The 23022-nt window shown below is 64.0% G+C and carries 23 protein-coding genes; 6 read left to right on the top strand and 17 right to left on the bottom strand.

Annotated features, from left to right (window positions below):
- From eda to AC2FMN_RS12205, 5 genes are all read right to left on the bottom strand, one after another.
- On the bottom strand, nt 1–636 hold the full coding sequence (eda, locus tag AC2FMN_RS12225; protein WP_496688450.1) for a bifunctional 4-hydroxy-2-oxoglutarate aldolase/2-dehydro-3-deoxy-phosphogluconate aldolase: 636 nt from the start codon (nt 634–636) through the stop codon (nt 1–3).
- Between the two features lie 4 nt (nt 637–640).
- Complete coding sequence (edd, locus tag AC2FMN_RS12220) at nt 641–2446, bottom strand: phosphogluconate dehydratase (protein WP_496688448.1); 1806 nt, start codon at nt 2444–2446, stop codon at nt 641–643.
- Between the two features lies 1 nt (nt 2447).
- Nucleotides 2448–3893, bottom strand: a complete 1446-nt coding sequence (gene zwf, locus AC2FMN_RS12215) for a glucose-6-phosphate dehydrogenase (protein WP_496683352.1) — start codon at nt 3891–3893, stop codon at nt 2448–2450.
- 147 nt (nt 3894–4040) lie between these two features.
- Entirely contained in the window at nt 4041–6284 is a 2244-nt protein-coding gene (ptsP, locus tag AC2FMN_RS12210; protein WP_496683355.1) for a phosphoenolpyruvate--protein phosphotransferase, read from the bottom strand.
- A 46-nt stretch (nt 6285–6330) separates the two neighbouring features.
- Nucleotides 6331–7569, bottom strand: a complete 1239-nt coding sequence (locus tag AC2FMN_RS12205) for an aspartate kinase (protein WP_149775707.1) — start codon at nt 7567–7569, stop codon at nt 6331–6333.
- Between the two features lie 166 nt (nt 7570–7735).
- Between AC2FMN_RS12205 and AC2FMN_RS12200 the strand changes: the two genes are divergently transcribed.
- Nucleotides 7736–8092 carry a hypothetical protein gene (locus AC2FMN_RS12200; RefSeq protein WP_496683357.1) on the top strand — a complete coding sequence of 119 codons (357 nt, stop codon included), beginning with the start codon at nt 7736–7738 and terminating at the stop codon, nt 8090–8092.
- Here the strand turns inward: AC2FMN_RS12200 and AC2FMN_RS12195 are convergent.
- The 5 genes from AC2FMN_RS12195 to AC2FMN_RS12175 all read right to left on the bottom strand — a co-directional run bounded on the left by AC2FMN_RS12195 (nt 8086) and on the right by AC2FMN_RS12175 (nt 11124).
- Nucleotides 8086–8724, bottom strand: coding sequence for an SDR family oxidoreductase (locus AC2FMN_RS12195; protein WP_496688446.1), 639 nt, complete (start codon nt 8722–8724; stop codon nt 8086–8088). The genes AC2FMN_RS12200 and AC2FMN_RS12195 overlap by 7 nt on opposite strands.
- Nucleotides 8725–8727: 3 nt before the next feature.
- Nucleotides 8728–9174 carry a DUF1178 family protein gene (locus AC2FMN_RS12190; RefSeq protein WP_496688444.1) on the bottom strand — a complete coding sequence of 149 codons (447 nt, stop codon included), beginning with the start codon at nt 9172–9174 and terminating at the stop codon, nt 8728–8730.
- A 51-nt stretch (nt 9175–9225) separates the two neighbouring features.
- Complete coding sequence (locus AC2FMN_RS12185; protein ID WP_496688442.1) at nt 9226–9720, bottom strand: NUDIX hydrolase; 495 nt, start codon at nt 9718–9720, stop codon at nt 9226–9228.
- 105 nt (nt 9721–9825) lie between these two features.
- A complete protein-coding gene (locus AC2FMN_RS12180) occupies nt 9826–10575 on the bottom strand; it encodes an EcsC family protein (protein WP_496683365.1) in 750 nt (249 codons plus the stop codon).
- 54 nt (nt 10576–10629) lie between these two features.
- Nucleotides 10630–11124 (bottom strand): GNAT family N-acetyltransferase, encoded by a 495-nt coding sequence (locus AC2FMN_RS12175; RefSeq protein ID WP_496688441.1) that lies wholly within the window; start codon nt 11122–11124, stop codon nt 10630–10632.
- A 72-nt stretch (nt 11125–11196) separates the two neighbouring features.
- On the opposite strand from AC2FMN_RS12175, the gene AC2FMN_RS12170 reads away from it, so the two are divergent.
- Nucleotides 11197–11802 carry a flavin reductase family protein gene (locus tag AC2FMN_RS12170; protein WP_496688440.1) on the top strand — a complete coding sequence of 202 codons (606 nt, stop codon included), beginning with the start codon at nt 11197–11199 and terminating at the stop codon, nt 11800–11802.
- 133 nt (nt 11803–11935) lie between these two features.
- On the opposite strand, the gene AC2FMN_RS12165 is transcribed toward AC2FMN_RS12170, so the two are convergent.
- Nucleotides 11936–13570 (bottom strand): SulP family inorganic anion transporter, encoded by a 1635-nt coding sequence (locus tag AC2FMN_RS12165; protein WP_496688438.1) that lies wholly within the window; start codon nt 13568–13570, stop codon nt 11936–11938.
- A 216-nt stretch (nt 13571–13786) separates the two neighbouring features.
- Here AC2FMN_RS12165 and AC2FMN_RS12160 point away from each other — a divergent pair, with 216 nt between their 5' ends.
- The 4 genes from AC2FMN_RS12160 to AC2FMN_RS12145 all read left to right on the top strand — a co-directional run bounded on the left by AC2FMN_RS12160 (nt 13787) and on the right by AC2FMN_RS12145 (nt 16647).
- Entirely contained in the window at nt 13787–14659 is an 873-nt protein-coding gene (locus AC2FMN_RS12160) for an S-methyl-5'-thioadenosine phosphorylase (protein WP_496688436.1), read from the top strand.
- Between the two features lie 61 nt (nt 14660–14720).
- A complete protein-coding gene (locus tag AC2FMN_RS12155; protein WP_496688434.1) occupies nt 14721–15350 on the top strand; it encodes a LysE family translocator in 630 nt (209 codons plus the stop codon).
- A 105-nt stretch (nt 15351–15455) separates the two neighbouring features.
- The gene (locus tag AC2FMN_RS12150; RefSeq protein WP_170337941.1) at nt 15456–15995 is read left to right on the top strand and encodes an adenine phosphoribosyltransferase; all 540 of its coding nucleotides are present in this window, start codon (nt 15456–15458) and stop codon (nt 15993–15995) included.
- Nucleotides 15996–16164: 169 nt separating this feature from the next.
- Entirely contained in the window at nt 16165–16647 is a 483-nt protein-coding gene (locus AC2FMN_RS12145) for a fasciclin domain-containing protein (protein ID WP_005977763.1), read from the top strand.
- A gap of 37 nt (nt 16648–16684) precedes the next feature.
- Here the strand turns inward: AC2FMN_RS12145 and AC2FMN_RS12140 are convergent, their stop codons facing one another.
- From AC2FMN_RS12140 to AC2FMN_RS12115, 6 genes are all read right to left on the bottom strand, one after another.
- The gene (locus tag AC2FMN_RS12140) at nt 16685–18103 is read right to left on the bottom strand and encodes an FAD-binding oxidoreductase (protein WP_496688432.1); all 1419 of its coding nucleotides are present in this window, start codon (nt 18101–18103) and stop codon (nt 16685–16687) included.
- Nucleotides 18104–18141: 38 nt separating this feature from the next.
- Nucleotides 18142–18960: an MBL fold metallo-hydrolase gene (locus AC2FMN_RS12135; protein ID WP_496681447.1), complete on the bottom strand. Its 819-nt coding sequence runs from the start codon at nt 18958–18960 to the stop codon at nt 18142–18144.
- Between the two features lie 92 nt (nt 18961–19052).
- Nucleotides 19053–19637: a GNAT family N-acetyltransferase gene (locus AC2FMN_RS12130; RefSeq protein ID WP_496681444.1), complete on the bottom strand. Its 585-nt coding sequence runs from the start codon at nt 19635–19637 to the stop codon at nt 19053–19055.
- Nucleotides 19637–20899, bottom strand: a complete 1263-nt coding sequence (locus AC2FMN_RS12125; RefSeq protein ID WP_496688430.1) for a M16 family metallopeptidase — start codon at nt 20897–20899, stop codon at nt 19637–19639. Before AC2FMN_RS12125 ends, AC2FMN_RS12130 begins: the two co-directional genes overlap by 1 nt.
- Nucleotides 20896–22284, bottom strand: a complete 1389-nt coding sequence (gene thrC, locus AC2FMN_RS12120) for a threonine synthase (RefSeq protein ID WP_496688429.1) — start codon at nt 22282–22284, stop codon at nt 20896–20898. The genes AC2FMN_RS12125 and thrC overlap by 4 nt, the downstream gene beginning before the upstream one ends.
- On the bottom strand, nt 22281–22958 hold the full coding sequence (locus AC2FMN_RS12115; protein ID WP_496688427.1) for an SURF1 family protein: 678 nt from the start codon (nt 22956–22958) through the stop codon (nt 22281–22283). Before AC2FMN_RS12115 ends, thrC begins: the two co-directional genes overlap by 4 nt.
- Between the last annotated feature and the right edge of the window lie 64 nt (nt 22959–23022).

Genomic DNA, 23022 nt, shown 5'->3' with positions numbered 1-23022 from the left:
TCAATCCATCAGCGCGGCCGCCTCACGCGCGAGGGCTTCGATCCCCGCCCACTCGCCCTGCGCCACCATCTGTTTCGGCGCGACCCAGCTGCCGCCCGCACAGATCACATTGGGCAGGGACAGGTAGTCGCGCGCGTTGGCGGGCGAAACGCCGCCTGTCGGGCAAAAGGTGATCTGCGGCAGCGGCGCGCCGATCGCCTTGAGCGCAGGCGCCCCGCCCGAAGCTTCGGCCGGGAAGAATTTCAGCATGTCATAGCCCTGCTCGAGCAGGCGCATCGCCTCGGTCGCGGTGGCCGCGCCGGGCAGCAGCGGCAGGCCCTCGGCCTCACAGGCGGCGATCAGGGCATCAGTAGCACCGGGCGATACGCCGAATTGCGCGCCGGCTTCTTTCGCGGCGCGGACATCTTCGGGCGTGACCAGTGTGCCGGCCCCCACGACCCCGCCGGGCACCTGCGCCATGGCGCGGATCGCGTCCAGCGCGGCGGGCGTGCGCAAGGTCACCTCGAGCGCGGGCAAGCCACCGGCCACCAGTGCCTCGGCCAGCGGGCGGGCATGCGCGGCGTCATCGACGACCAGAACCGGGACGATGGGCGCCAATCCGCAGATCTCGCGGGTGCGTTGGGTTTTTGCGGACATAGGATCAGGCTCCGAAAATGCTGGCACCGGCATCGGCCGAGCCGACGGCGTTGCGGAACGTGGTGAACAGGTCGCGGCCGACCCCGTATTGATGCGCCGAAAGATCGGCGGTGGCGACGGGGCGGTCCAGCACGCCGGGGGTCAGGATTTCAAGCTGACCCTGCACCGCGTCGACGCGCAGCAGGTCGCCATCGCGCAGCTTGGCGATCGGGCCGCCATCCAGCGCCTCGGGGCAGACATGGATCGCCGCGGGCACTTTGCCCGAGGCCCCCGACATGCGGCCATCGGTCACCAGAGCCACCTTCTGCCCGCGCCCCTGCAGGATCGACAGGATCGGCGTCAGCGAGTGCAGCTCTGGCATGCCATTGGCCTTGGGCCCCTGGAAGCGGACCACGACGATGACATCGCCGGTGAACTCGCCGGCCTTGAACGCGGCCTTGACCTCGTCCTGGTCGTGGAAGACGCGCACAGGGGCCTCGACCACCTGGTGTTCGGGCGCCACGGCCGAGACCTTCATCACGCCGGTACCCAGATTGCCGCTCAGGCGCGACAGGCCACCGGTGGGCTGGAACGGGTCATTGGCAGGGCGCAGGATCTTTTCGTTCAGACTGTGGCCGGCGCCGTCCTCCCAGACCAGCGCGCCATCGATCAGCTTGGGTTCCTGCGTGTAGTGATGCAGCCCCTGCCCCGCCACGGTCAGCGTGTCGGGATGCAACAGGCCTTCGTCCAGCAACGTGCCGATGGTATACCCCAGCCCGCCCGCGGCATGGAAATGGTTCACGTCGGCCAAACCGTTGGGATAAACCCGCGCGACCAGGGGCACGACGCCCGAGATGTCCGAGAAATCCTGCCAGTCCAGCACGATACCCCCGGCACGGGCCATGGCGATCAGGTGGATCAGCAGATTGGTCGACCCGCCCGTGGCCATCAGCCCCACAATGCCGTTCACGAAAGCCCGTTCGTCGAGGATCTGACACACCGGCGTGTAATTGTTGCCAAGCGCGCTGAGCGACAGGGCACGGCGGGCGCCTTCCTCGGTCAACGCATCGCGCAGCGGCGTGTTGGGGTTGACGAAGCTGGAGCCCGGCAGGTGCAGGCCCATGAACTCCATCAACATCTGGTTGGTGTTGGCGGTGCCGTAGAAGGTGCAGGTGCCCGGCCCGTGATAGGCGGCCATTTCGGCGGCCATCAGTTCTTCGCGCGTGGCTTCGCCGGCGGCGAATTTCTGGCGCACCTTGGCCTTTTCGTCGTTGGGCAGGCCGCTGGTCATCGGGCCGGCGGGCAGGAACACCGCCGGCAGATGGCCAAAGCTCTGCGCTGCGATCACCAGCCCCGGCACGATTTTGTCGCAGACCCCCAGGAACACCGCCGCGTCAAATGTATTGTGGCTGAGCGCCACCGCCGCCGCGAGCGCGATCACGTCGCGGGAGAACAGCGACAGTTCCATCCCGGCCTCACCTTGCGTGACCCCGTCGCACATGGCCGGCACCCCGCCCGCCACCTGCGCGGTGCCGCCCGCGGCACGGGCCGCGCGCCGGATCAGTTCGGGATAGCGCTCGAACGGCTGATGCGCCGACAGCATGTCGTTATAGGCGGTGACTATGCCTAGATTGCCCACGCTGGTGGTGGCCAGCGTCTGCTGATCGGCCCCTGCCCCGGCATAGGCGTGGGCCTGGCCGCTGCAGGACAGATGCGCGCGTGCCGGCCCTTCGGACCGAGCCTGCTCCATCCGCTGCAGATAGGTGCGGCGGGGATCGGCGCTACGCTCGATTATTCTTTGGGTGACATCGGTGATGACGTTGTGAACCATCTCAACCTCCGATCTGGCGCCAGCGGCGCCCGTCGCGATGCATCAGCATCAATGCGTCTTCCGGGCCGGAACTGCCCTGATCATAGCGCGAGGGACGGTCGCCGCGCTCTTCCCAGCCCTTGATGATGGGATCGACCCAAGCCCAGGCGGCCTCGACCTCGTCGCCGCGCATGAACAGGGTCTGGTCCCCGCGGATCACGTCCATCACCAGCCGCTCATAGGCGTCCTGCGCGCGCACATCGGCACCCAGCGCCTCGGCAAAGCTCATGTCCAGCGCCACATCCGTCAGGCGGAAGCCACCCGGGCCGGGATCCTTGATCGTGGTGCGCAGGGTGATGCCCTCGTCGGGCTGCAGGCGGATCACCAGCACGTTGCCGTGCAGCGGGCCGACATTGGGAAAGATCGTGTGCGGCGGGTCGCGGAAAAACACCGCGATTTCGGATTCACGCGCGCGCAGACGCTTGCCCGTGCGCAGATAGAACGGAACTCCCGCCCAGCGCCAGTTGCCCACGCGTACCTTCAGCGCGATGTAGCTTTCGGTCAGGCTGTCAGGGTTGCCCACATGATCGACATACCCGTCGCCGCCCTTTTCCGCCCGGTACTGGCCGCGGGCGATGTCGGTCGAGGCCACAGGTTCCAGTGCTTCGATCACCTTGACCTTTTCACTGCGCACCGAGTTGGGCGAAAAGGTCGAAGGCGGCTCCATTGCAGTCAGGCACAAAAGCTGCACCAGGTGGTTCTGCACCATGTCCCGCATCGCGCCGGACTGGTCGTAATAGGCGCCACGCCCTTCGACCCCGACGGTTTCGGCCACGGTGATCTGGACATGATCCACGTGGGTCGCGTTCCACAGCGGTTCGAACAGCGAGTTGGCAAAGCGCAGCGCCATCAGGTTCTGCACCGTTTCCTTGCCTAGGTAATGGTCGATCCGATAGATCTGATGTTCTTCGAAACAGGCGCGCAAACCTTCGTTCAGCGCCTTGGCCGAGGCCAGGTCATGGCCAAAGGGTTTCTCGACCACGATGCGGCTGTCGGGCGTGGCAAGCCCGTGATCATGCAGGCGCTGCGCGATGCCGGGAAACAGTTTCGGACCGACCGACAGGTAAAAGGCGCGCACCACGTCGGGGCGCAGTGACTTGGCCAGCTTGTCCCAGCCGTTTTCGCCCAGCGCATCCACGGGCACGTATTCGACCCGGGCCAGGAACCGGTCCAGAACGTCTTTCTTGAAGGACGGCGCGAATTCCTTCATCGATTTGCGCACCTGAGCACGGAACCCGTCATCGTCCATATCCGACCGCGCGGTCCCGATGATGCGCGCATCTTCGGGCATCTGCCCCACTTCGAACCGATGGTAGAGGCCCGGCAGGATCTTGCGCTGGGCCAGATCTCCGGTCGCGCCGAACAGGACCAGATCGAATGGATCTACGGGGATTACGCGTGAAACCATGGCTGGCTCCCTTTTTCGGACAATCCGGCGCAGTCTGCAGCCAGACACCCTGTTACCGCTAACATTTGTGGCTTGGATAGAAAGACCAAGCCCAAAAAGCAAGCCCGGATTTCGCTAACGGGCCCTTTTTTCGCGGCCATCATGCCTTCAGCCGTTGGCGCGCAGATACTCCATGATCGCCGGGCGCACCGATTGTTCGCCGCGATGGCGGGCGTCGGCGATGATCTTGCGGACCTCCTGCAGGTTGGACCGCAGCAGCAGGCTCTTGACCGGGCCGATCGAGGCCGGGCGCATTGACAGGGTGCGGATGCCCATCGCCGCCAGGCACAACGCCTCGATCGGGCGGCCGGCATCCTCGCCGCAGAAACTCAGCGGCGTGTCGGAAATTCCGCACCGTTCGACGATGCGCTCGATCAAGCTGAGGAAGCTGACATTCAGGGTGTCATAGCGGCGTCGCACCAGCTCGTTCTCGCGGTCGGCGGCGAAGAAGAACTGTTTCAGGTCGTTGCCACCGATCGAGATGAAATCGACCTCGTCAAAGAATTTCTGGGGGGCAAAGGCCAATGACGGTGTTTCCAACATCGCCCCGATTTCAAGCGTTTCAGGCAGAACATGGCCCAGGCGCTTTTCGCGCTCGATAGTCTTGTTCACCTCCCACCGGGCCTCGCGGTATTCATCGGCTTGCGCCACGAAGGGGAACATCACCGTCAACGGTCGCCCCTCCGCGGCGCGGATCAGCGCTTGCAGCTGCATGCGCATGACCCCGCGCTTGTCCAGGCCCACGCGTATGGCGCGCCAGCCCAGCGCCGGGTTGGGCTCGGCGACATGCTTCATGTAGGGCAGCACCTTGTCCGACCCGATATCCAGCGTTCGGAATACCACGCGCTTGCCATCGGCCGAATCGAGAACGCGTTTGTACTGCGCTACCAGTTCGGACCGCTTCGGCATCTGGTTGCGGATCAGGAACTGCAATTCGGTGCGGAACAGGCCAACGCCCTCGGCCCCAGACGTTTTGAGCGACGGCAGGTCGGCCATCAGGCCGGCATTCATCACCAGGTTTATCCGCTCGCCATCCTTGGTCACGGTCGGGGTTTCACGGATCGAGGCATAGCGTTTCTGCGCTTCGGCCTGCATGGCCATCTTGTCGCGGAAGGCGCTGACCACGGTATCCTCGGGGCGCAGATGCACCACCCCCTCGTCGCCATCGACCAAAATGTGGTCGCCGTTCAAAGCCTCGGTCGTGATCCGGCCCACATGCACAACCAGCGGGATGGCCAAGGCGCGGGCGACGATGGTGGCATGACTGCCGACCGAGCCTTCCTCGAGCACGATGCCCCTCAGCGACCGACCATATTCAAGCAGATCGCCGGGGCCTATATTGCGCGCCACGAGGATCGGATCGGGCGGCATCTCCTTGCCGTTGTCGCGGCCCTGCCCCGTCAGAATGCGCAGCAGGCGGTTCGACAGATCGTCCAGATCGGCCAGCCGTTCGCGCAGATAAGGGTCGGTGACCTGGTTCATCCGAGCGCGGGCCTGCGACTGCTCCTTTTCAACCGCCGCCTCGGCGCTGAGGCCGCGGGCGATGTCCTCCTCCATCCGCCGCATCCAGCCCTTGGAATTGGCAAACATCCGATAGGCTTCCAGGACCTGCAGCTGTTCGGTATCGCCGCCCCGCGAGATTTCCAGCATCTTGTCGACGCCCACGCGCAGTTCTTCGACCGCCGCGTTCAGGCGCTCAAGCTCGCGGTGCGGATCATCGGCGATGGGGTTGGTGACCACGACGCGCGGTTCGTGCAGCCAAACATGACCTTCGGCCGACCCTTCCTGCGCGGGCCCACCCCGCAACAGCCGCGATTGCTGGTGCAACGGCGACAAGGCCGCCCCTTCGCCCACGAAGGCGCCCAGCTCGGCCATCTCGGCCAGCACCATCGCGACCACTTCCAGCGCATAGACCTCGTCGGCGGAAAACTCGCGCGCGTCGCGCGACTGCACGACCAGAACGCCCAGCTTCTGGCCCAGCCGCTGGATCGGCACGCCCAGGAACGACGAATACCGCTCCTCGCCTGTTTCCGGCATGTAGCGGAAACCCTTTTCCGAAGGCGCATCGGCTGTATTGATCACCTTGCCGAACTTGGCCACGCGCCCCACCAGGCCCTCGCCCAGTCGCATGCGGGTCTGGTGCACAGCTTCGGGGGCAAGCCCTTCGGTCGCGCAGAGTTCAAGGGTTTCGTCGTCGCGGAACAGGTAGATCGAGCACACCTCGCACCGCATGCTGTCCGCGATCAGGTGCGTGATCCGGTCAAGACGCTCCTGACCGGCCGCCTCGCTTGCCATCTCCTCGCGCAGCCGCCCCAGCAGCTTGCGGGATTCCGTTTCCATTCCGTCTGCCATCGCCCGGTCTATCCTGCGGTGTCAGGCGGGACCTTGGCCGAAACGCTCAGGCCGCCTTGTCCAGTTCAAAGGCATCATGCAGCGCCTGAACGGCAAGTTCCATGTATTTCCGGTCGATCAGCACGGAAATCTTGATCTCGGAGGTTGTAATGACCTTGATGTTGATCCCCTCATCCGAGAGTACCTTGAACATCTTGGCCGCCACGCCCGACTGCGAGCGCATGCCGATTCCCACAACCGAAACCTTGGCCACATCGGTATCGGCGACCAGTTCGGCATAGTTCAGATCACCACGCTCCTTGACCGCCAGCAGCGCCTTTTCGGCGCGCGCCACCTGGTTGGTGGGGCAGGAGAAGGTCATGTCCGTGCGCCCCTCGTCCGAGATGTTCTGCACGATCATGTCGACATTGATCCCCTCATCGCTGAGCGCGTTGAAGATGATCGCGGCGATGCCGGGGCGGTCGGCGACCGACACGACGGTCATCTTGGCCTCGTCCCGCGAATAGGCCACACCCGAGACTACATTGGATTCCATGATTTCCTCCTCGTCGACGACCAGGGTTCCGGCCTCGTCGGACTGTTCCTCGAAGCTCGAGAGAACACGCAGTTTCACCTTGTACCGCATCGCCAGCTCCACCGAGCGGGTCTGCAGCACCTTGGCCCCCAACGAGGCCAGTTCGAGCATTTCCTCGAACGAGATCTTGTCCAGCTTGCGCGCCTTCTCGCAGATGCGCGGATCGGTGGTATAGACGCCATCCACATCCGTGTAGATGTCGCAGCGTTCGGCGTCGAAGGCCGCGGCAAAAGCCACTGCGGTGGTGTCCGAGCCACCCCGACCCAACGTGGTGATCCGCCCCTCGGGGCTGAGGCCTTGAAAACCCGCCACCACGGCGACCTTCATGCCCTCGCCGAACTTCTGGTTGATGTTGTCGGTCGGAATGTCCAGGATCCGCGCCGCCGAATGGGCGCCATCGGTCAGCAGCGGCACCTGCCAGCCCTGCCAACTGCGGGCGGGGATGTCCATTTCCTGCAAGGTCAGTGCCATTAGACCGGCGGTGACATTCTCGCCCGAGGAAACTACGGCATCATATTCGCGCGCGTCATAAAGCGGCGAGATCTCGTCAACCCAGCCGACCAGTTCGTTGGTCTTGCCCGACATGGCCGACACGATGACGATGACGTCATAGCCCTTGGCCACTTCGACGCCGATGCGCTTGGCCGCGCGGCGGATGCGGTCGAGGTTGGCGACGGATGTGCCGCCGAATTTCATCACGAGTACGGGCATGGGGGCAAATGTCTCCGCGCCTTGGATTTCCGGTCCCGTGCGTCTTATGCGAGGGGACCCGATAGGGCAAGAGTGCAAAGGGGCGCGCCCTGCGGCGCGCGGCCGCTTTACAACCGGTGCCGGCAATGCCAGCGTGGGATCAGCCGTTTACACCATGAGGTTTTTCATGCTGCGTTTCGTTTCCGCCCTTGCCCTGATGTCCACACCTGCGGTGGCCCAGGTGGCCACCCTGTCCGGCACGGATGGTCAAAACGCCTTGGGAACCGTGCCTTGCACTGCCCTGTCCGGCCAACCCCTGCAAAGCTGCCCGGCCGAGTTGCGCCGTAAAGAGGACGGAACCGCCACGCTGGCGGTACAACTGCCCACTGGCGAGGTGCGCCGCATCTATTTCACCGATGGAAAGCCGGATTCCAGCAGCGCAACCGCACAGATCACGTCGGAAACCCGCGGCGATATTCTGGTGATCTTCATCGATCCCGGTGAAGTCTACGAGATTCCCAAAGCAGCGCTGGCAGCTCAGTAAGGATGCGCCTGCCCGTCCCACGTTTCGAAACACCCGGTGGTATCCAGGCTTAGCGCCTCGAAACGCTCGGCCAGCCCGGCAACGGCCTGTGAGACGGTGATGTCGGCGGCCTGACCGCCCATGTCCGTCCGCACCCATCCGGGGTGATAGATACCGACGGCGATGCCGTCCCGCTTCAGATCGACCGCCAGGTTGCGCCCGAGATTCAGCGCGGCAGCTTTTGAAGCACGATAGATATAACTCCCTCCTGGCGCCCGTGTGTGCGAGGCCATCTGCGACGAGATGATCGCGATCTTGCCGCGGGCGGCCCGCAGATTGGGCAGCAGGGCCTGAATAGTCAGAAACACGCCGGTCACATTGGCGGCGAAGGTCTGGGCCCACATCTCGGCCGGATAGCCCTCGATCGTCTGGCCCTTGTCCAGATAGACGCCCGCGTTGCACACCAGCAGGTCAACCGGTTGCCCTTGCAGCGCGCGCGCCATCGCCGCATGATCGGCCGGATTGGTCACGTCCAGTTTGACCTTGGCACTGCCATCGCGGGCGGTGCCGGTGACCTGGTGGCCCTGCCCTTTGTAGAGATCGGCCAGAGCCCGTCCGATCCCCCGATTGGCGCCGGTGATCAGAACATGCATCGCTCAGTTCGTCTTTCGGCTGGGCACGAAAGGCAGAGGCGCCACCGGCACACCATCTTCGATCAGCGCCTTCGCCTCCTCCAACCTGGCCTCGCCATAGATGGGACGCTCGGGTGCTTCGCCCAGATGAATCTTGCGGGCCTCGCGCGCGAAATCCCGCCCGACGTAGTCGGAGTTGGCCTCGACCTTGGTGCGCAGCTCTTTCAGAACGCGTTCGATTTCGACACGGGACGGAGCTGCGCCAGGGTCGGGGGCGGATCGCGGGATTTGGGATTCGGCCGTGCGCCCTGTTTGCACGCGAGGCGTCATGATCGCTTTTTCAACAGACGTGCAGCCACATTGCGCGCAGGATACCATGCCCGCCTTGGCGAGCTTGTCATAGGCATCGGCCGACTGGAACCAGCTGTCGAACCCGTGACCGTTGCTGCATTTCAGGGCGTATTGAATCATCTTGCGTCCCAAAAGTCGGTTGTTGAATAGATACCGTCAGACATGGCGATATCAAGCCTTTCTCGCTGAGCCCCGGACCTCAGCAGGCGAAAAGCCCCGGAGCAATGCGGACAGGTCCCGCCCGGCAACCCTGTCGGCCCCCTCGTCCAGCTTGAACCATGCCCTGCGCCGCTGACCGGCCTCGGGGAAAATTTCGGCCACCTCGGTGACCCGCAGAGGGAAGACGTCGACCAGACACATCACGCGCCCCAGCCGCTTGTGGTGCTTGGCATGGGCGAAACTTCCGATACGCCGGGTGTCGCAATGGCCGGTCGCGCCGGCCTCTTCCCAAGCCTCGCGCGCGGCGGACTCCGCGTCGCTCAGACCGGTTATTGCCCAACCCTTGGGAATGATCCAGCGGCCGGACCCGCGCGTAGATATCAACAGAACTTCAAGCCCTGCCTGCGTCTGTCGATGGCACAAGGCCGCCACTTGCCGAATGACCGGCAGTGGCTCGGAGGCGAATGCGCCGTCCGACGAAATCCCGGCGTCTTTCACGTTCAGCATCCTCTCGACAGGCCTCATTTTCCTGCTAAACCGCCCGCTTATCCCGCAGGTCGGTCAGTTTCAAACTACCACTTCAGGCGGAATTGTCCAATTTGGGGCGATCTGTCACCCAATTATGCGGCGCTCCAACCGCTGAACCAGATCTTCATGTGGAATGTCGGCGTCGACGGCCAACCGACGCAGGCCGAAGTGAACCCGGGCGATCTGCTGGTAATAACGGGAATAGACATAGTTGATGCCGCCCCCGGCAACGGCCCCAAGCACCGGCAGGGTCTGCGCGGCCAATTTCTGACCAAGCGCCACCGACAGTCTGGGCGCAACGGCCGCGATCAGCTTTTGTATCGCCGGGCCGGTCAATGTCAGGCGCACCGAGAAGAAACCCAGGTCGGCGCCATCGTCATGCGACAGCGGGCCGGCGGCGGACAGAACCCGCACGCAGTCGAACTTGACGTTTTCGGCCGATGGATCGAACCCCTCGCGGGCGGCAGCCCCCTGGATCGCACGCAACAGCATGGTCGTCGTGACCGGCAGTTCGATCAGCGCGGTGGTCAAGCCACCCGTACCGCCAACTGCGCCCATGGTGGTGGCGACGATCGTGTTGACCCACGGCTCTTGATCCGGAACTGCGCGCCGCGATCCGTTCGCCGCACGGACGGCCACCCACAGCGCCTGTTCGGTGGCCCCCGTCAGACCCGATCGAACCGGAACTGGCAATTGCTCGAGCAATGATTCCGCCGATCCGCCCATGCGGTTCAGAAACTTCACGCCGGCGCCCCCGGCGTCGCGATAGTATCCCGCAAGTCGGTCAAGCTCGGCTTCGGGGTCAGGGCGCTGCACTCGCAAAATATCGTGCATCCGGTCTCCTCCTGCCCCCGAAAGATCGGCATCAGTGCGCGCGCTTTCAATAGGTCAGCGTGTCCAACGCGTGACTTCTCCGCCTATTCCCTTCCAGGCGCCGGGCGCCAAATCCAGGCCAAGCACACGATCCGGGTTGGTTGGCGGCGGCATCTCTACCCCCTCGAGCCGGGCAAACCCAAAGCGTGAATAGTAGGGCGCGTCACCGACCAGCATGACCCGCTCCCACCCTTTGGCCCGCCCCGCTTCGATGCCTTCACGGATCAGAAAACCACCCAACCCTTCGCCCTGGTGGGTTGGGTGGACGGCCACGGGCCCCAGCAAAAGCGCATCGTGTGCGCCAACATGAACGGGCCAGAATCGGATGGCCCCGGCCAAAATCCCCTGCCCGTCGCGCGCCACCATCGACAGCCCTGACACTGGCGGAACATCGTCGCGCAAGCGGTAGGACGACAGCGCCTCGCGCCCCGGCGCAAAGCACAGGTCGTAGAGGGCTTCGACTTCCCACCAATCCTCCGGCTCTTCCGGCCTGATCCCGAACTGCTGCACCGCGGCCCTCTTTTCGACTCTGGAAATCGCCCTAGCACTTCGCTAGGCCTTGAGCAAACGCTTGGAGATCAGATGTTCTATCGCCCCGAAGACGGTCACGGATTGCCGCACAACCCGTTCAACGCCATCATCACGCCGCGCCCGATCGGATGGATCTCGACCCGCGGCGCGGACGGAATCAACAACCTGGCGCCCTATTCGTTCTTCAACGGGGTCGCCTATACTCCTCCGCAGGTAATGTTCGCCTCCACCGGCACAAAGCACGACCAAGACAGCGGAAAGGACAGCATCGCCAATATCGAGGCGACCGGCGTCTTTTGCGTCAACGTGGTGGCCCAGGCCCATCGGGATGCGATGAACGCAAGCTCGGCCAGCCTTCCGAAAGAGGTGGACGAGTTCGCCCACGCCGGCTTGACACCGGTGGAATGCGAAACCATCCCATGCGCCCGCATCGAAGGCGCCCCTGCCGCGCTGGAATGCAAACTGACCCAGATCGTCACGTTGCCTGGCCAAGCCAACCGGGTGGTTTTCGGAGAGGTCATCGGCGTGCACCTGCGCGATGACTGCCTGAAGGACGGCAAGTTCGACGTCACCACCTTTCAACCATTGTCGCGGCTTGGCTATCGCGACTACTCGGTGGTTACGGAATTGTTTTCCCTCAATCGTCCAGACGATTGAGCCGGGTTTGGGGGCTCTGCCCCCGCCGCGCTGTGCGCGACTCCCCCGGGATAATTTTGGCCAGATGAAGGACTCGCGCGTTCTTCATCTGGCTGTAAATATCCCGGAGCGCGAGGCAGAGCCTCGCATTTCCTCAGTGGCCGCCCAGAATGCCGGTTCGAACAGAATAGTCGACCGCAAGGCCGTAATCCGGGTCATCGTCGCTATCGACCATCAGGTGACCCGCTTTCTTGAGCAGCTTGTGACAGTCGCGGCTGAGATGGCGCAGCATGACACGCTTGCCTGCCGCCTCGTATTTCGCGGCGACGTTTTCGATGGCCTGCAGGGCCGATTGGTCAACCACTCGGCTGTCGGCAAAGTCCACGATCACCGTTTCCGGGTCGTTCTGGACATCGAACAGTTCAACAAACCCCTCGGACGAGCCAAAGAACAACGGGCCCTTGATCTCGTAGACCTTGGCGCCTTTCTCGGTTTCGGAGTCGCGGGTGACCGCGTGGATGCGCTTGGCGTTGTTCCAGGCATAGGCCAGCGCCGAAACGATCACACCGACCACGACGGCCACGGCGAGGTCTTCCATCACGGTGACGACGGTGACCAGAACGATGACGAAGGCGTCGGTCAGCGGTACCTTGCGCAGGATGTTGAACGAGTTCCAGGCGAAGGTGCCGATCACCACCATGAACATCACGCCAACCAGCGCGGCCAGCGGGATCTGTTCGATCAGAGGCGAACCGACAAGTATGAACACCAGCAGGAACAGCGCGGCAGCGATCCCCGCGATGCGCGTGCGGCCGCCGGACTTCACGTTGATCATCGACTGCCCGATCATCGCACAGCCGCCCATGCCGCCAAAGAACCCGGTCACGACGTTGGCGGTGCCCTGCGCGATGCATTCCTGCGATGCACCGCCGCGCTTGCCGGTAATCTCGCCCACCAGGTTCAGCGTCAGCAGAGATTCGATCAGGCCGATGGCGGCCAGGATCACGGCGTAGGGCAGGATGATTTCGAAGGTCTCCCAGTTCAGCGGAACCATGGGGATATGGAATTTCGGCAGTCCGCCCTCGATCGAGGCCAGGTCACCGACGCGCGGGACATCCAGCCCCATGCCGATCACCAACGCGGCAACCACGACGATGCCCGCCAGCGGCGCTGGCACGATGCGCGTGATGCGCGGCATCACCCAGATCACCGCCATGGTCAGCGCGACCAGCCCCAGCATCGTATAGAGTTGCATCCCGGACAGCCATTCACCGCCGCTCATGCCGTGGCCAGTGTTTTCCATCGTGCCCGGCACCTTGAACTGGCCCAGTTGCGCCAGAAAGATTACGATGGCCAGGCCGTTGACAAAGCCCAGCATCACCGGATGCGGCACCAGTCGGATGAACCGGCCCCAGTGCATGGCCCCCGCGATGATCTGCAGAATGCCCATCAAGACCACCGTGGCGAACAGGTATTCGACCCCGTGCTGCGCCACCAGAGCCACCATGACGACCGCCAGCGCACCGGTTGCGCCCGAGATCATACCCGGACGGCCCCCAATCAGCGCGGTGATCAGCCCCACCAGGAACGCCGCGTAGAGGCCCACCAGCGGATGAACCCCGGCGACGAAGGCAAAGGCCACCGCTTCGGGCACCAAGGCCAGGGCGACGGTCAGGCCCGACAGAAGCTCGATCCGCAGGCGGGCGGGGGTCAGCTTTTCGTCCGGCATCCAGCTCAGATCGGGAATAGCGAGGCGATTGGCAAAGCTTGCCAGCAAGGCTCGGGGCATGAAATGGTCCTGTGGGTCAGAATGTTCGCGCGAAGGCGGTCGTATACCCGCCTTCGGCGCTGTCTGCTAGCCCATCGATGGCAGGCTGTCATGCAAAAACTGCAAGGCCGCGCGCCTTGTGGCCCCTGTGGGGCGCAAAAACACCGGCAAGCCTTGCCAAATGCCCGATGAGACCGCAGAAATTCCCAGAGGCAGGTATCGCAGCGGAGAACGAACGTGGCCCAGACAAAGATTGCCGTCATCGGCGGATCGGGAATTTATGACATCGATGGGCTGGAAACGCCGCAATGGGTTACCGTGGAAACGCCCTGGGGCGCGCCGTCCGACCAGATCCTGACCGGGACATTGAACGGCATCGGGATGGCCTTTCTGCCCCGCCACGGGCGCGGGCATGTGCATTCACCGACCGAGGTGCCCTATCGCGCCAATATCGACGCGCTGAAGCGGCTGGGGGTGACCGACGTGATCTCGGTTTCGGCCTGCGGGTCCTTCCGCGAGCACATGGCGCCGGGAGATTTCGTGATCGTGGATCAGTTCATCGACCGCACCTTCGCCCGCGAGAAAAGCTTTTTCAGCACCGGCTGCGTCGCCCATGTCAGCGTGGCCCATCCAACCTGCCCGCGCCTGGGCGATGCCTGTGAATCCGCCGCCCGGGCGGTCGGTATCACCGTGCACCGTGGCGGCACCTACCTGGCGATGGAAGGGCCGCAATTCTCGACGCTGGCGGAATCGAAGATGTACCGCGAGCAGTGGGGCTGCGACGTGATCGGCATGACCAACATGCCCGAGGCCAAACTGGCCCGCGAGGCCGAGCTTTGCTACGCCTCGGTAGCGATGGTTACCGACTATGACAGCTGGCACCCCGATCACGGCGAGGTGGACGTGACCGCGATCATCGCGACGCTGACCGGTAATGCCGAGAAGGCGCGCGCGTTGGTCAAAGGCCTGCCCGCCCTGCTGGGAGCAGACCGCGCGCCCTGCCCGCATGGCTGCGACCGGGCGCTGGACCACGCGATTTTGACAGCTCCGGAAAAGCGCGACCCGCTATTGCTGGCCAAGCTGGATGCGGTGGCAGGCCGGGTGTTATGAATGGCCCTTTCGGCCAAGTGTTTTTTCAGGCTTGCTGCGGCGGATCTGACTGAGGTGCGTGATGGATCTTGAACTTTGGCTGGCCTTCGTCGCCGCCTCGACCGCCCTTCTGCTGATCCCGGGACCGACGGTTCTGTTGGTGCTGAGCTATGCGCTGTCCAAAGGGCGCAGCGTGGCCGTGGCCTCGGCCACAGGGGTTGCGCTGGGGGACCTGATCGCCATGACCGCGTCGTTGCTGGGGCTTGGGGCACTGGTGCTAGCGTCGGCCACCCTGTTTTCGGTGCTGAAATGGGTGGGCGCCGCATATCTCGTCTGGCTGGGCATCAAGCTGCTGCGCAGTGCGCCGTCCGGCGGTATGCAGGCGGTTGCTACCAAGCGCGCCGTCACCGCGCGCGGCGTGTTCGGCCATGCGGCCGCTGTCACTGCGCTGAACCCCAAATCCATCGCTTTCTTCATCGCCTTCGTGCCGCAATTCCTGCGCCCGGCCGAGCCGTTGGGCCCGCAATTCGCCATTTTGATCGCCACTTTCGTGGGATTGGCCGGGCTGAACGCCCTGGCCTATGCGCTGCTGGCCGACCGGCTGCGCCGCGTAATCGGCCGCCCCGGCATCATCACCGGCATGACCCGTTTCGGAGGACTGACCCTGATCGGAATGGGCGTGGCCACTGCGGTACTGCGCCGCCCGGCCTGAGCCGCCCCCTCCGCAGCAAAAACGCGCAGGCCGGCAACTGCCGCTTGCATGACTGGCCGCGATGCGCCAAACACCGCCGTGTTCTGACGCAAGAAGGGTCGCCCCATGTCCAGAAGCAAAACGGTCAAGGATTACATTCGGACCATCGTCGATTTCCCCCACGAAGGGATCATGTTCCGCGACGTGACGACCCTGTTTGCCGATCCGCGTGGGTTTCGCATGGCCATCGATCAGATGCTGCACCCCTATGCCGGCGAACGCATCGACAAGGTCGTGGGGCTCGAGGCGCGTGGCTTCATCCTGGGGGGCGCGATCGCGCACCAGCTGAGTGTCGGCTTCGTTCCGATCCGCAAGAAGGGCAAACTGCCGGGCACCACGATCAGCGAGGAATACAAGCTGGAATACGGCGAGGCCATCGTCGAGATCCACGATGACGCGATCCAGCCCGGCGAAAAGGTTTTGGTGGTCGATGACCTACTCGCCACCGGCGGCACTGCTGCGGCAGGCATCAAGCTGATCGAACGTCTGGGCGGTGAAATCGTAAGCTGCGCCTTCATCATCGACCTGCCCGAGCTGGGTGGGCGGAAGGTGCTGGAGGAGATGGGCATGGACGTCCATGTCCTGTGCGAATTCGAAGGGCTGTGAACAGACAACAGTCACGATTTCGTGACTTGCCGCTGGAAACACCGCGTGCTTAGCGCAGGGTCGTTCGTTTTCCAGTCGGTTTTTTGCCGCCGACACATGATCCCTTTCCGGCCTATCGCCGTATCGCCCCTGATGTCGCCGATGACATCCTCAACAAGGGAAGTAGATCATGTTTCGCAAATTCGCTGTTGCCGGCGTCGCCAGTATCCTGTTTTCGACCGCTGCCATGGCCGACGGCCACGGCAAGGACATCGTGGACACCGCTGTAAGCGCCGGCAGTTTCAACACTCTGGTCGCAGCCGTACAGGCGGCCGAGTTGGTTGACACGCTGAAGGGCGAAGGCCCCTTCACCGTTTTCGCGCCCACCGATGAGGCATTTGCCGCTCTGCCCGAAGGCACCGTGGAAACGCTTCTGAAGCCCGAGAACAAGGATCAGCTTGTCGCGATCCTCACCTACCACGTGGTTCCGGGCAAGGTGATGTCGGGTGATCTGTCCGACGACATGACTGCCGCCACCGTTCAGGGTGGAGAGATCACAATCGACCTCGACAACGGTGTCATGGTCAATGACGCAAATGTCGTTCAGGCAGATATCGAAACCAGCAATGGCGTGATCCACGTCATCGACAAGGTTATCCTGCCCGCATCGTAACGGATTGGTAGTTGCGGCCCGGCGCACCGGGCCGCACTCACGCATTTGACAGGACGGCGCCCGGGTTCATTATGCCGAGCGGGTCCAAAGCAGCCTTGATAGAGCGCATGGCCGACAGTTTGGCCGGATCACCATAGCGTTCCAGATCGCCGGTCTTCAAACGGCCCACCCCATGCTCGGCACTGACCGATCCTTCAAATTCTTGCACCAAGTCATGAACCGTGCGCTTGATCGCGGCGCGCCGGTCATTGAACTCGCCCCGGTCGCGGCCTTTGGGCGGGAAGACGTTGTAGTGCAGGTTGCCGTCCCCCAGATGACCAAAGCAGTTCACCCGGAACGGTCCAAGGGCGGCAATCGCCCTGCCGCCTTGCCGGATGAAGTCGGGGATCCGCGAAATCGGAACCGAGATATCGTGGCTGGACACCGAACCGATCAACCGGTTCGCCTCGGGGATGCGTTCGCGCACCGACCACAGCGCGTCGCGCTGCGCGGCGCTCTGGGCGATGACGCCGTCTGACACCAGACTGCGGGCCTCGGCAGCGACGAACAAGGACTCCAGCGCCGCCTCGGGCTCGTGCTCGGTCGGCAATCCCAGCTCGATCAGGACTGACCATTCCGGCGGTGTGTCAAAGGGTTGCCGCACGTCCGGCAAGACCTCTGCCAGAAAATCCAGCCCCTGTCTGTGGATCAGTTCGAACGCGCTGACGGTTTCGCCCAGATGGTCCCGGGCCAGTGCCAGCAGGTCGATCGCCGCTTCGGGGCTGGTCACCTGAAAGATCGCCGTGCCCAGCCCGGCAGGACGCGGGAACAGCTTGAGCGAGGCGGCGGTGATGACCCCCAGCGTGCCCTCGGATCCGATCAGCAGGTTGCGCAAGTCATAGCCGGTGTTGTCCTTGCGCAGCCGCCCCAGCCCGTGCCAGATGTCCCCGTTGGGCAGAACCGCTTCGAGCCCCAAGCACAGATCCCGCGCGTTGCCATAGCGCAGGACGTTCAAGCCCCCGGCATTGGTGGCCAGGTTTCCCCCGATCCGGCAGGACCCCTGCGCCGCCAGCGACAGCGGAAACAGCCGGTTGGCCGTCTCGGCCGCGGCCTGAATGTCGGCCAGCACCGCGCCGGCCTCGGCGATCAGGATGTTTTCGGTTGGGTAAACGGCCCGTATCGCGCGCATCCGCTCGAGCGACAGGATCAGGGGCGCGGGGCCATCCGCCATGACCTGCCCGCCCACAAGGCCAGTGCCGCCACCGTATGGCACCACCGGCACGCGGGCCTCGGACGCCAACCGCACCAAGGCTGCGACCTGCTCAACCGTGCGAGGCAAGGCCAGCAGACCCGCATGCCCGGCAAAGCGGCTGCGCGGCTCTTCCAGATAACGCGGCTCGACCGAGCGCAGAATATCGTCACCCAGGCAGGCGCGGATGGTTTCGGCAAAGGTTTCGTCGGCAGGGTTCAAATGCATGCCCTCTGCATGCCCAAGCCTGCGGCGGACGGCAAGGCTTATTCCAGCTCCATCAAGTATCGCGGCTCGAGCACCACCACCGTCGGGCGGTCCGGCAAGGTCCGCAGCGATACTTCGATTTCCGAAACCCCGTCCCGGCGCACCGGAAAGTCGGATCGGATATCGGCCAGGAACCGGTCCAGCGAATATCCCGAGAACCAGTGCATCGGAATGATGACCGAGCTTTTCAGCCGTTGCAGGACCGAGATCATCTCGGGCAAGGGCATGGTCGTGCCCCCGTCCACCGCCGCCATGACCACGTCCAGCCGCCCCAAGGCCGCGAACTGTTCGTCGGATGGCACATGGTGCAGATGCCCCAGATGGCCGATGCACAGGCCTTCGACCTCGAACACGAAGATCGAGTTTCCGCGCTCTTCCACCCCGCCATACGCGGACCGAATATCGGTCGAAACGTTGCGCACCAGCAATTCGCCCAGATCGAGATGGTGTTCGATGCCCTGCCCGAACTCGCCCCACCCCGGCAGCACATGCGGTATGGCCGGATCGGGATAGGCGGTCCAATGGGTGTCATGGGCGTGGTTCATCGTCACGATGTCGGGGATCAGATCCGCGCCGCCGATGAAGCCGGTATAGTCGGTCACCGCATTCAGCCCGCCCGGTGTCTGGATCAGAAAGGACGCATGCGCGACATAGCTAATCCGGACCGAAAATTCGGGCACCGGATCCTGCCACGCCGCCTTGTGCAGATATTGGATTCCGGGGGTGTTCTGGGCGATGGCGATGCAATGGCTCGGCCGACGCTCCTGCGCCGCCGCCGTCCCTGCCAGCAAGATCAGACCCGTCAAAATACTCCTCATGCCAGACAGTCTAGCGCATCCGGTACCCGAGTCACGTCACGGGGCCAAGATTTTGCAAACAGTCCCGCCAGCACCAGCGCCGAACGGGCGGCCTAGCCCGCGTCCGTCCGCCCGCGCCGGTCCGAACGCAGCGACGCATAGAGTACATGTGTCCGCCAACGCCCATTGATCTGCAAATAGGATTGCGCCACGCCCTCGTATTTGAAGCCCGAGCTTTCCAATAGCCCGCGAGAGGCGGCGTTTTCCGGCAGGCAGGCGGCCTCGATCCGGCTCAGGTCCAGGCGGGTAAAGGCGTAATGCACCACGGCGCCGATGGCCTCGCGCATATACCCCTGCCGGGCAAAAACCTGCCCGGTCCAATATCCCAGGGTTCCGGCCTGCGCCGGCCCCCGGCGGATGTTGTCCAGCGTGATGGCGCCCACCAGAACGTCGTCGGCGCGGCGGAACAGGAACAGCGGAACTGCCGTGCCATTGGCCACCGAGCGTTGCGCCCAGTAGACACGGTTGGTGAACGATTTGCGGGTCAGATGGTCCTTGGCCCAGATCGGCTCCCACGGGGTCAGATACTCGCGCGAGGCCAGCCGCAGCGCGGCCCAGTCGTTGAAGTCGGAATGCACGGGCGGGCGCAAGCTCAACCGCTCGGTCTCGAGTTTCAGCCTGCGTCTGCCCAACAGCATCACGCCGCGCGCCTCTCCTGCAACTGCTCGAGCGTCGGCGCACTACCGACCGGCCCATAAAGCGCCAGCGCCGCCGGGGCCTGAACCGCCATCTTCTCGGCAAAGGCGCGGACGTCAGCGGTGCTGACCGCGTCGATCTTGGCCACGGTTTCCTCGAGCGGTGGAACACGGCCCCAAATCTGCACCAGCCGGGCCAGACGCTCGGCCCGGTTCGAGGGGCTTTCCAGCCCCATAAGCATCCCGGCCTTCATCTGCGCCCGGGCGCGGGCAACCTCCTCGGCGCTCATGTCCTCGGCGGCGCGCTTCATCTCGTCGATGGTGATGGTGGCCAGCTCGCCCACCTGATCGGCCGAGGTTCCGGCATAGATTGTGGTCGTTCCCGTGTCGGCATAGGCGCCGGTCTGGGCAAAGATCGTATAGCACAGCCCGCGAGTCTCGCGCACTTCCTGGAACAGGCGCGAGGACATGCCGCCGCCCAGCGCGGTCGAATAGATCTGTGCGGTATAGATCTCGTCATCGCGATAGCCCGGGCTTTCCAGCGCCAACGCGAAATGCGCCTGCTCCAGCACCTTGTCCCGCCGCGCCTCGCCGCCGGTGAACCGGGCGGGCTCAGGCAGCAGCCCCTTGCGGGGTTGCAGATGGCCGAACATCTCTTCGGCCAGTTTCATAAGCTGGTCATGATCGACGGCGCCCGCCGCCGACAGGATCATCTGGTCGGGCGCATAGTGCTCGGCTACGAAGGCCGACAGGTCGTCGCGCGAAAAGGCGCTGACCCGTTCGGTCGGCCCCAGGATGGTGCGGCCCAGCGGCTGATCGCGATAGCTCTGTTCCTGCAGCCAGTCAAAGATCACGTCGTCGGGCGTGTCATGCGCCTGGCCGATCTCCTGCAGGATCACGCCGCGCTCAACCTCGATCTCGCGCGGGTCGAAGACGGGGTTCAGGACGATGTCGCCGACCACGTCCATCGCCAGCGCCACGTCATCCTTAAGCACCCGGGCGTAATAGGCCGTCACCTCGCGCGAGGTATAGGCGTTGATATAGCCGCCCACATCCTCGATCGCCTCGGCGATCTGCAGGGCCGAGCGCCGCTCGGTGCCCTTGAAGGCCATGTGCTCGAGGAAATGCGCGATGCCGTTCTGTTCGATCCGCTCGTGCCGCCCGCCGGCGGTCACCCAGATGCCGATGGCGGCCGATTGCAGCCCCGGCATCTGTTCGCTGACGATCCGAAAGCCGTTCGTTAGTTGGTCCAGTCTGACAGTCACTCAGCAATGTGCCTTTTGATATGATCCTCGATGGCGCCCAGATCGTTGGCGATGCGGGTCACCCGTTCCGGACGTTCATACAGATCGGACATGCGCGAGGGAAGAGGCGGATGCACACCGCTGGCCTGCTCGACCGCGGCGGGGAATTTCGCAGGGTGCGCGGTGGCCAGCGTGACCATCGGCACATCGGCGGCGCGGGTGTCCTCGGCCACCTTGATGCCCACGGCAGTGTGCGGGCAGACCAACTCGGCGCTGTGTTGCAGCGTGGATTTGATCGTGGCCAGCGTTTCCGCTTCGGACACACGACCCGAGTCGAAACTTTCGCGCAGAGCCTCCATCGCGCCTTGGCTGACGTGGAAGCCGCCCTGTTTCAACTCGTCCATCAACTGCGCCACGGCCCGCCCGTCTTCGCCATAGGCATAGTACAGCGCGCGTTCGAAGTTCGAGCTGACCTGAATGTCCATTGACGGGCTGATCGAGGGGATGGTGTCGCCCTTGAAATAGCCCTGCCCCGACAAGCAGCGATGCAGGATGTCGTTCTGGTTGGTCGCCACCACCAGACGGTCGATGGGCAGACCCATCCGCTTGGCGATATAGCCGGCGAAGATGTCGCCGAAATTGCCGGTGGGCACCGTGAAGCTGACCTTGCGGTGCGGCGCACCCAGGCTGGTCGCGGCCGAAAAATAATAGACCACCTGCGCCAGCACCCGGGCAAAGTTGATTGAGTTCACCCCCGCCAGCTTGACCCCGTCGCGGAAGTCGAAATCGTTGAACATGTCCTTCACGGCGGCCTGACAGTCGTCGAAATCGCCATCGACGGCCAGCGCGTGCACGTTGCTGTCGGCGGGGGTGGTCATCTGGCGGCGCTGCACCTCGGACACGCGGCCATGCGGGAACAGGATGAACACATCGACCGCATTCAGCCCCCGAAACGCCTCGATCGCGGCCGATCCGGTATCACCGCTGGTGGCGCCCACGATGGTAACACGCTCGCCCCGCCGTTTCAGCGCCACCTGGAACAGCTGACCGATCAGCTGCATGGCGAAATCCTTGAAGGCCAGCGTGGGCCCGTGAAACAGTTCCAGCAGAAAGTGGTTCTCGTTCAGCTGCTTCAACGGCGCGCGGGCATCGTGACCGAACCCGGCATAGGCGCGTGCAATGATCTCTTTGAACTCGTCCCCGGCGAAAGAGCCGCTGACATACGGCCACATAACGCGGAACGCGATCTCCTCATAGGGCAGCCCGGCCAGCGCGGCGATCTCGTCCTGGCTCAGAACCGGAATTTCGGCAGGCAGGTAAAGGCCACCGTCGCGGGCCAGACCGGTCAGCATCGCCTCTTCAAAGCTCAGTTCGGGCGCCTGCCCGCGGGTCGAGATGTATTTCATTGCGCGTCACTTTCTGATGGGGCGCGGCCGCGCCACAGGAAATATCCGGTCATTGCGGCCCAGACCAGCGCCAAGCCGAACCATGTCACCGCGTATTGCAGATGGTCATTGGGAATACCCGCCGTATCCACCGGCAGCGGCGTGATGGTGGGATCGGTCTGGCTGCGGGCAACCAGTAGGATCGGTTCGGCCCCAAGCGCATCGGCCAGCGCGGGCACGTCGCGGGCAAACCAGATGTTGCCCGCCGGGTCCGGATCGGGGGTGTAGCTGTCGATCTCATCCGGCCAATGCAGATTTCCGACAACCTGCATGGGGCCGGTCCGGCGCTCGGCCTGCTTGGCCGTTGTGGGGACAAAGCCCCGGTCCACCAGGATCGTGCGATCACCAGTTCGGAACGGCGCGATGATCCGATAGCCCGGCCCGACCTGCTTGACCGAAACCAGTACATGGATTTCGCCGGGCAGCATCTCGCCCGAAACCTCGACGGGCAGATAACGGTCGGCATCGGGATCGACCGCCTCGGGCAGCGATACCGGATCGGCGGCGATCCGGGCTTCGATGTCGGCCAGAATGCCCTCTTTCCACGCCAGACGCTGAACCTGCCAAGTGCCCAGAGACACAAGAACCGCCAGCCCGGCGAACCCGAAAATCAGCAGAAACAGGATGCGGCGCATATCTGGCCCTTGTTGCGTGTCATACCGGCTCGGGGTCAAGCCGGCGTCTTGTTACGGTCTGTGC

The sequence above is a fragment of the Ruegeria sp. BHSC037 genome, from assembly GCF_059613045.1.
The sequence above is the reverse complement of the archived record's forward strand: the minus strand, read 5'-3'. Positions and strand labels throughout refer to the sequence as shown.